This is a genomic window from Pseudomonas agronomica, from assembly GCF_025917275.1.
Lineage (GTDB): Bacteria > Pseudomonadota > Gammaproteobacteria > Pseudomonadales > Pseudomonadaceae > Aquipseudomonas > Aquipseudomonas agronomica.
Map to the genome: position 1 here is coordinate 1 of NZ_JAOSHO010000239.1, position 7,682 is coordinate 7,682.

3 protein-coding genes are annotated in these 7,682 nt (G+C 62.1%); 1 reads left to right on the forward strand and 2 read right to left on the reverse strand.

Annotated elements, in window-relative coordinates; genetic code table 11:
- Together OC610_RS16835 and OC610_RS16840 are read right to left on the reverse strand one after the other, a co-directional pair.
- Positions 1-5,397, reverse strand: a 5,397-nt coding sequence (locus OC610_RS16835; protein ID WP_264429190.1) for a two-partner secretion domain-containing protein, incomplete at its 3' end; no start/stop codon positions are given.
- Between the two features lie 22 nt (positions 5,398-5,419).
- The gene (locus tag OC610_RS16840; RefSeq protein ID WP_181286763.1) at positions 5,420-7,126 is read right to left on the reverse strand and encodes a ShlB/FhaC/HecB family hemolysin secretion/activation protein; all 1,707 of its coding nucleotides are present in this window, start codon (positions 7,124-7,126) and stop codon (positions 5,420-5,422) included.
- Between the two features lie 235 nt (positions 7,127-7,361).
- Here OC610_RS16840 and OC610_RS16845 point away from each other — a divergent pair, with 235 nt between their 5' ends.
- Positions 7,362-7,637 carry a hypothetical protein gene (locus tag OC610_RS16845; RefSeq protein WP_264429192.1) on the forward strand — a complete coding sequence of 92 codons (276 nt, stop codon included), beginning with the start codon at positions 7,362-7,364 and terminating at the stop codon, positions 7,635-7,637.
- The last annotated feature ends 45 nt before the right edge of the window (positions 7,638-7,682 follow it).

Consider the following 7,682-nt stretch of genomic DNA (forward strand, 5'->3'; position numbering starts at 1 on the left):
TGACAACTGCCCGTAGTTGGTCAATTGCCCGCCAACGTTGATAACAGTTGTCGCACCGCCCGCGATGCTTGCGGCGTCAGCCAACTCTAACTGTCCGGCTCCAGCGGTCAGGTTACCGAGACTGGTCATTCGACCGCTTCCGGAGTACGTCCCGCCGAGCGTCAACACCAACGTACCGTCACTGGCGAGCAGCCCGTCGTTGCGCCAGTTGACTCCGCTGCCCACAAACGCCGTTGTCGCCAGCAATTGGCCGGTCGCGGTCTGAGTGAAGTTATTGACATTGACGTTCAGCGTGCCGGCTTGCAGGACGCTGGTGTTGGTCCAGCTATCAGCATTGAGGGTCAAGGCACCGCGCGTGACAAAACTGCCCCCCGCATTGACGACGTTGTTAGTGGCAATGCCGAAGTTGCCGCTGCCGACGTGCAGGATGCTCCCTCCCGCGTTGAGCAAGTTGCCCACTCCCAGGCTCAGATCGGTGTTGGCACTTTCCAGCACACCACTGCGGTTATCGAACAACCCGCCGATCTGGAAGTTGGTCTTGCCACCCGTACCCAACGCACGGATCTGACCCGTCTGGTTATCCAGGCTCGCGGCCTTGATCGCCAGGGTACTGTCGCTTTCGATGATGCCCAGGCGATTGTTCAAGGCGCCGGTCAGGTTCAGGTCGATCTGGCTGCCGGCGATCTGGCCGTCGTTGTCGCCGCTGTTGTCGAAATTGTTGGCCGTGACGTTGACCTTGCCTTTGGCGTATAGGCCGCCGTTGCGGTTGTCGATGTTGCCGCTGGTGATGACGGCATCGCCAGTTTGCGCGGAGATGCGTCCGCCATAGTTATCCAGACCGCCGAGTGCGATCAGGTTCAGGTGCTGGGCCTGGGTGATGCCGCCCTGGCGGTTGTTGTTCAGGTCGTAGCCGTTTCTCAGCACGCCGGTCAGGTCGGTTTTCAGCAGGCCTTGGAGGCTGGCGAGTACGCCGCCACGGTTGTCGAGGTGGCGCGCTTCAACGCTCAGGTCACCGGCCTTGGCCTGGATGCGGCCGCTCTGGTTGTCGACGTCTTGATTGACGACCAGGGTCAGGTTGCCCTGGCTCTGCACGGTGCCCTTGCCGTTGACGAGGTTGGCCGCGTCGATTTGCACATTACCGTTCTGGCTGTAGATCAGGCCGTCGGCGCTGTTTTGCACCGCACCGGAAGTGGTCAAGATAAGCGCGTCATTGGCCGCGACGGTGCCGCGATTGCGGTTGTCCAGACCGCCGATGAGCAAGGTCAGCAGGCCTTGGCTGGCGATCTGGCCGCCCTGATTGTCGACCTGCGTGGCGCGTTCGACCCGCAGCGGGCCGGCGCTGGCGAGTTTGCCGTTGGTGTTGGTCAGGGCGCCGAGCAGATCAAAGGTCACGGCGGCATTGCCGCTCAGGTTGCCGCCTGTGTTGTCCAGGGTGGTGCCCGTGAACGTCAACGCTTGTTGTGCGTTGACCGTGCCGCCAACGTTGCCCAGGGCCATGGCGGTCATGACCAGCGCGGCGCCGCTGTCGATCAAGCCGCCCTGGGCGTTGTTCAGCACACCGCCGGTGACGGTCAGGGTCTGGTCGGTGCCGCTGGAGAGAATCCCGCCGCGGTTGTCGAGGCTGGCCGCGGTGACGGTGAGTTTTTTCTTGCTCGCCAATGCGCCGTCAGCACTGTTGAGCAGCGCGCCGCTCAAGGTCACGCTGACGTCTTCGTCGCGGCTCGACAGGGTGCCGGCGTTGCGGTTATCCAGGCTTGCGGCGGTCAGGTCGATGCCTTTGAAACCGGACACCAGGCCGCCCTGGTTGATGACGTCGCGGGCGTTGACGGTCAGCAGGCCGTTGCTGATGAGCTTGCCGGCGCTGTTGTTGAGATCGCGAGCCGTCAGGTCGAGGTTCTGGCTGCTGGAGATTTCGCCGCCCTGGTTGTCCAGGTCCCGCAGGTGCTTGAGGCTGAGTACACCGGCGGTGGTGATCAGGCCGGCGCTGTTGTTCAGATCGCCAGTGGCGGCACCGAAGTCGATGGCGATGGCGCTGCCCAGCAACGAACCTTGACGGTTATTCAGATCGCTGGCGCTGATGGTCAAGGCGTTAGCGGCGTTGATCAGGCCCTGGCTCTGGTTGATCAGCGGTCCGGACACGTTCAGGTCGAGGTTGGCGCGGCTGGTCAGGGTGCCGGCGCTGTTGTCCAGGCTGGCGGCCTCGACGTCCAGCGCGGCGGCGGCGATCAGGCCCTTTAGGTTGGTCAGCGCGTTATCGACGCGCAGGGTCAGGGCCTGGTTGCTCAACAACTTGCCGTTGTCGTTGTTCAGGTCTTGCGCGGCCAGGGTGAACGCCTGGGCGCTGGAAATTTCGCCGCCGGCGTTGTTGACGCCCTTGAGGTTTTTCAGCATCAGCAAGGGTGCGTTGATCAAGCCGTTCTGGTTGTTCAGTTGCCCTTGGTTCAGATCAAGGCTCAGCGACGCGTTGCTGAAAAGCTTGCCGCCCTGCTGATCGAGGCCCGTGACGCTGGCGGTCAGCGCACCGCTGCTGGCGATGCGGCCGCCGTCCTGGTTGGTCAATTGTTTTGCGGTGAGATCGAGGTGCGTGCCGCTGCTGAGCTGTCCGGCCTGGCTGTTGTCGAACGCGCCGGTTTCAACGACGACCGCTTGCTTGGCGCTGATGCTGCCCAGGTTGCGGTTGTCCAGGCTCGCGCTTTTAAGGGTGAGGCCGGCATAGGTGACGATTTGACCGCCCTGGTTAAGGAGGGCGTTATCGAGGGTGAGAGCCAACACTCCCGCACTGGAAACGCTGCCCAAGGTGTTGGTGAGGCTCGCAGCAGTGACGTCAAGCGTACCTTCGGCGCTCAATGTGCCCTTGATGTTGCTCAAGTCCCCGTCGAGGTGAGCGCCGAGGTTCTTCTGGGTCAGCAGCGCGCCGCCGCTGTTATCCAGCGTCGCGCCGGTCAGGGTCAGGCCGGTCTTGCCGGACAGCAGGCCCTTGGTGCGGTTGAGTACTTCTTTAACCGTCAGGGCCAACGCGCCGTTGGCGATGACTTGGCCGCCGTCACTGTTGTCCAGCGCGTCGCCTGTCAAAGCAACATCGCCGTGGCCGGACAATTCGCCGCCACGGTTGTCGATCGAGCCGACGTTCAACGTCAGCGTGTCGGTCGCACCGATCAGCCCTGCGCTGCGGTTGTCCAGGGAGGCGCCCGTCAGCGTCAATCCGCCGAGGGCGATCATCTGGCCGCCCTGGTTGTTCACACTGTCGATAGTGGCCGTGACGTTGGTTTTGCCGGCGATCTGGCCGGCGCCGTTGTCCAGGTCCGCGGCCTCGATGTGCAGGTCACCGTCGGCAATGATCGCGGCGTCCCGATTGGTCAGTTGGCCGTCCACGGTCATGACCAGCGCGCCACGGCTGCTGATCAGGCCACCGGTGTTGTCCAGGCTGGCGCTATGGGTGTCGATGGACTGGGCGGAAACCAGCCCCTTGATATTGTTGAGCGCCTGGTCGATCCGCAGGGTCAGCGCCTGGTTGCTGATCAGCTTGCCGTCGCGGTTGTCGAGGTTGCGGGCCGCCAGCGTGAAGGCCTGGGCACTGGACATTTCGCCGCCACGGTTGTCCACGTCCTTTAGGTTCTTCAGCACCAGGACCGGTGCGTTGATCACGCCCTTGAGGTTGTTCAACTGGCCGTTGTTCAGGTCCAGGGTCAAGGCGGTCTTGCTGAACAGTTCGCCGCCCTGCTGATCCAGACCGGTGACGCTGGCGGTCAGCGCCTTGTCGCTGGCAATGCGGCTGGCGGCGCCGTTGTTGACTTGGGTGGCAGTCAGGTCAAGGGTGTCGCCACTGACCAGGTAACCGCCGGCGGTGTTGTCGAACACGCCGGTGGTGACGCGAGTGGTGCCCTTGGCGCTGAGCAGGCCGTTGCTGTTGTCCAGGGCGACGCTGGTAACTGTCAGGGTGGCGGCGCTGGAGACTTCGCCGTCGTGGTTATTCAACTGCCCGACATCAGCCGTCAGATTGCCGTTGCTATTGACGATGCCTTGGGTGTTGAGCAGCTTGTCGGCGGTGACGTTCAGCGCGCCGCTGCTCAGCACCCGGCCCTTGTTCTGGTTATCCAGCGTCCCGGCTTTGACCGTGGCGGTTTGCCCGGCGCTGAGCGTGCCGCCCTGGTTGCTCAGCGTTTGCGCAACGTTCGCCGTGAGGTGACGACTGGCAACGATGCTCTTGCCGCTGTTATTCAGTCTCTGCGCCGTAACGCTCACATCCCCCGAGGCATTACGCGTGTTATCCGCATTCACCCCGGCTTCAATAATCCCGTTGTTGCTCAACTGCCCACCGGCGTTCAGGACGATGCCGTCCCGCGCTGCCAGGGTTTGTTGGTTCGTCAGATTGCCCTGGGTCTGGGCGTTCAGAGTCGTCCCGGCATAAACCGGTCCCCGCACATCAAGACTCGCAGCCTTGACGTTAACCGCCCCCGTGGCCGAGGTATCGACCATGCTCAAATGCCCATTGGCATCGAGCTGAATATCCCCGCCGCTGGCAATCAACTTGCCGTCCAGCTTCACCCCAACCCCAGCTTCTGTGCCGACCAACTTGATCGCCCCGGCGTACATGCCACCCAGCGCCGACGAGTCGATCGCCAGTTCCGGCTTCACACTACCGTCATCGGCGCGAGCGGTGGCGCTCAAAGTCTCTGCATTGACATCGTTGCGACCGGCGACAATCGTCAGGTTCTTGGCCTGGATTTCGGCATTGATCTTGGCGCTGCGAGTGATGATTTCGAAATGGTCGACGTTGTTCGCGTTGAGCCCCGCGCCTTCGATGGAGACGCTGCCCTGGTCCACCTGGTAGCGATCCAACCGACCATTTTCCACCACCGGTTTGCCGGTGCTCAGGGTCACTTTCGGGCTGTTGATGAAGCCGCAGCCGTTGCAGGTGATGCCATACGGGTTGGCGACGATGACGTGGGCCGACTGCCCCGCCACTTCGGTGTAGCCGCGCAGTTGGCTGGGGTTGCCGCCGTTGACTTCGTTGAGGATGGTCGTGGCGGCCGTGCCGTTGAGATTCGGGTTGCCGAGAATGATCCCGCCCAGTTGCGTGGACTGGGTCCGGGATGTGGCGTTGTTGAGAATGATGCCGTTGCTGCCGACGTTGTAGTCGGTGAATTTGTTGTGGGACAGGCCGCTGCCATTGGGCTTGGCGATGTTGACGATGGGCACGCCGTTGCCCGCCCGGTCCAGTCCGGTGCCCGGCGCGCTGACCACGATGCCGTCCGCCTGGGCCCACATCGGTTGCCAGAACATGACGTTGGCCAACAGGAACGCCAGGCCGCGTTTGGGCATGCCTAGAAACCGCTCACGGCTCTCCACGACAGCAGAGGGTTGGCGGGTCAGGAAGGCGTAATGGCGGTCGTCCATGATCGGGTCTCGTTGCAGCGGATTAAATGGATAGGTCGAGGCGGAAGTAGATCGGCGCTTCGCGCTCGGTCAGGGCATCCGGGCGTTCCAGGGAATGGGCGAAGGTCATGCTGGCGCTCAGGTGTTGACCGCGGGCAAACAACTCCAGGGAATTGCTCGACATGCGCCCATGCTGGTCGCCGTTGTAGCGATCGCCCCGGATCACGCCCTGGTCGTAACCCAGGCTGGTGCCGTACTCGGCGAACACCGGACGCAGCCATTCCAGGGTCACCGGACGGCTCCAGCGCAGGTCGTTGCGCCAGTAGCCACCACTGTCCCCCGCCAAGGATTGATCCTTGTAGCCACGAATCGATGATTCCCCGCCCAGGCTCATGCGCTGGGGGCTGAACAGCACGTCCTCGCTGCGCTGGCCGGTCATCAGGCTGCTGAAGCTGAAGGACTCGCCCCACACTTGAAACGGTTGCAGGTAGCTCACGGTGGCGGTGTATTTGCGGTAACGGGAGTTGGCCTGACCAGGGCTTGGGTCGTCGTCACCTTGGGCATCGAAGGCGCCGATGCCTTGCTGCATGCCCAAATCCAGGTTGACGAAAGCGTTGCCGACCCGACGACCGTGGTTGATGCCGAACTGGCCTTCGCTGAGGCGATTGCTGCTGACATCGAGTTTGCTGTCTTCGATGTAGCTGTTGGTACGCAGGTAGGCCAGGCCAGTGTTGAGAGAGGTTTTGCTCACCGCGTCGCGGTGGATCACCCGTTCGACACGCAACTGATGGTTCTGGCTGTCGCCGGTCTGCTTGAAATTGAAACCGTTGGCCGGGATCTGTGAGCGGTATTCGCTCTGGCTGTAGGTGTAGCTGACGTTCCACCAGCCCCAAGGCAAGTTGTAATAGAGCATGGCGTTGTTCGAGGTGTGCTGGTGGTCGGTCATCGCGTCGTGGCCGCCACGCAACATCAACTGATCGGCTAATCCCAGCGGACTGTCCCACTCGAAACGAGTGCCCCACTGTTGTTCGCCGGTGCTGCGCTGGCCGTCGTTGCTGCGGGACAGGCCGGCGCGCCAAGGCTTTTGTGGATCGTTGGTGACGCGTACTTCACTGCCTCCAACGTTCTGGCCAGGGGTCAGCTCCATTTTGGCCTGGTTCGAAGGGAGGCGATTGAGCTGGTCCACCAGTTGCTCGATTTCCCGCAGGTTGACCAGGTCGCCGGTCTTGCCGGGAAACGCCATCGCCAATTCCCGCTCGGACAACCCGCTGTTCTCGGCCCCCTTCAGGCCTTCCAGTCGTCCCTCCACCACCAACACACTCAGATGCCCGGTGGACAAATCCTGCTGCGGCAAATAGGCACGACTGGTGACCAGACCTTTCTCGATGTAGTGGTCGGTAATGACTTTGAGCAACTCGTTGAGCTGCGGCACGCCCAGGCAGTGGCCGATGTAGGGCTTGAGCAAACGCTCCTGATCGCTGGCGGACAAACTGTCGGCGCCTTTGAGTTCGACGGTCTTGATGGGAAAGCAACGGGTATCGGCAGGGACTGTCTGTTGGGTTGGCTTCGCCTCCTTGCCCGGCAGGTCCTTGAGTTCTTCCAGACGCCGGCGCTGCTCTTCGAGCAAGCGATTCTGGCGTTCGCGGATCAGGTCGGTGTCGCCGGGAGTTGGGGCGGCATGAGCCAGGGAAAGCGGAGAAAGGCACAGCAAAGCCACGCACAACCTCGCCCAAGGGGCGGGTGAGAACATGTTCGATCCCTCGAAAAAAACGATATCAAAATAGTGGCGCAATATTAATGAGCCATCATTTTGGCGTCAACTAACCGCCCACCTTCAAAGCCACCAGACGTAGCCGCTCATCGGAAATCAGAGGGTCAACAGTCCCTCGCCTGAGACCGGGAACCCCCGTCGTTTAAATGAACTTTCCCTTCGAAGCCAGCCTCCACCCTTTACCCGCCCAACAAAGGAATACGAGGCCCGAGCCATGAAAACCCTCCTCAAACTCACCCTCGCCGCCACTCTCGCCTGCGCCCTGCCCGCCTGGGCTACGTGCACGCCTGAAGAAGCCACCCTCAAGCGCGAGCAACTGGCGGATAAAGTGGCCAAGCTCACCGAGCAGGATCCGTCCAAGGCCAAGGAAATGAATGACGAATTGCAAGCCATGGATCTGGGGACTTCCAGCAAGGATCTGCCGGACAAGTGCCAATTGATCGACAAGCGCCTGCAGGAGTTGGAAGAGGCGCAGAAGAAGGCGGAGTGATCGCTGAGCTCAGGACAGCGCGCTTCTGTGGCGAGGGAGCTTGCT

Excerpts from the sequence above, each read along its gene's own strand:
- OC610_RS16840 (WP_181286763.1), bottom strand. The coding sequence starts at position 7,126 with ATGTTCTCACCCGCCCCTTGGGCGAGGTTGTGCGTGGCTTTGCTGTGC.
- OC610_RS16845 (WP_264429192.1), top strand. The coding sequence starts at position 7,362 with ATGAAAACCCTCCTCAAACTCACCCTCGCCGCCACTCTCGCCTGCGCC.